1 protein-coding gene is annotated in these 1,605 nt (G+C 66.9%); it reads left to right on the top strand.

All coding sequences use genetic code 11. The annotated features are described in order from the left end of the window. Nucleotides 1–1,605: SDR family oxidoreductase (locus ACFY8O_RS34440; protein WP_387909361.1), on the top strand; the 1,605-nt coding region annotated here is incomplete at both ends.

The following is a 1,605-nucleotide window of genomic DNA, read 5'->3' as shown; positions in this document are numbered from 1 at the left end:
TGAGGAGATCTTCGCGGAGGTTGCTCTTCCTGATGAGGCTCGTGAGGAGGCGGGGCGGTTCGGTTTGCATCCGGCTCTTCTTGATGCGGCTTTGCATGCGGTGGTGTTGTCGGGTGGTGAGGGGGAGTCGGAGCCGGTTCTGCCGTTCTCCTGGTCTGGTGTGTCGTTGCATGCGGTGGGTGCTGCTCGGGCGCGGGTGCGGGTGGTGCGTTCGGGTGGCAGTGATGTGTCGTTGTGGGTTGCTGATGGTGCGGGGCGGCCGGTTGCTTCGGTGGGGAGGCTGGCGTCGCGGCGGGTCTCTGCGGAGCAGTTGGCCGGGGGTGGGCGTGTGTTCCATGACGGAATGTTCCGTCTGGACTGGTTGCCGGCCACCGTTTCTGCTGTCTCCTCGTCGAAGACTCCTGCTGTTGGGGGGTGGGGGTTGTGGGAGGACGTGGTGGGTGGTGCGGGGCCGGTTTCGGGTGTGGTGGTGTTGCGGTGTGGTGGTGTGGGGTCGGGTCCTGGTGTGGTGCGGGGTGTGGTGTCGGGTGTGTTGGGTGTGGTGCAGGAGTGGTTGGAGGGTGAGCGGTTTGCCGGTGCCCGGTTGGTGATCGTGACTCGGGGTGCGGTGTCGGTGGATGGGGGTGATGTGTCGGATCTGGCTGGTGCTGCGGTGTGGGGGTTGGTGCGCAGTGCGCAGGCGGGTGCGCCGGACCGGTTCGTTCTTGCTGATCTTGGTGAGGGGGTGGGTCTGGAGGATGGTCTTGCGGTGGCGGTCTCGGTGGGTGAGCCGCAGGTGGTGGTGCGTGGGGATGGTGCGCGGGTGGCCCGGCTGGGTCGGGTGGCCGTCGAGGTGACCGCGTTGTCGCCGGCGGGTGAGCTGGTGCCGGCGTCGGGGGAGGCGTCGAGTTCGCCGGTGGTGGGTGTGCCGGTGGGTGGTTTTGGTTCGGGTGCGGTGTTGGTGACGGGTGCGTCGGGTTTGTTGGGTGGGTTGGTGGCCCGGCGGTTGGTGTCGGTGCATGGGGTGCGGGATCTGGTGTTGGTGAGTCGTCGTGGGCTGGGTGCTGCGGGGGCGGGTGCTTTGGTTGCCGAGTTGGAGGCGGCTGGGGCGCGGGTGGTGTTCGAGGCGTGTGATGTGTCGGATCGGGATGGTCTGGCGAAGGTGCTGGCGGTTCATCCGGTGTCGGGTGTGGTGCATCTGGCGGGTGTGGTGGATGACGGTGTGATCGGTTCGTTGACGCCGGAGCGGTTGGGCGGGGTGTTCGGGCCGAAGGTGGATGCTGCGTGGTATTTGCATGAGTTGACGGCGGGGATGGATTTGTCGGCGTTCGTGATGTTCTCTTCGGCGGCTGGTGTGCTGGGGAATGCGGGGCAGGCGAATTATGCGGCGGCGAATACGTTCCTGGACGGGCTTGCGGCGCATCGGCGTGCTCAGGGGTTGCCGGGTATGGCTCTGGCGTGGGGGTTGTGGTCGGGGGACGGGATGGGGGGTGAGTTGTCGGGGGCTGATCTGCGGCGGATGAAGCAGGTCGGTATCGAGGGGCTGTCGGCCGAGCGTGGCCTTGAGCTGTTCGACACCGCGATGGGTCTTGACGATCCGGCTCTGGTCCCGATCCAGCTCGACCT

The organism is Streptomyces argenteolus (assembly GCF_042902585.1).
GTDB lineage: Bacteria > Actinomycetota > Actinomycetes > Streptomycetales > Streptomycetaceae > Streptomyces > Streptomyces argenteolus.
This window is presented reverse-complemented; position numbering and strand designations above follow the sequence as displayed.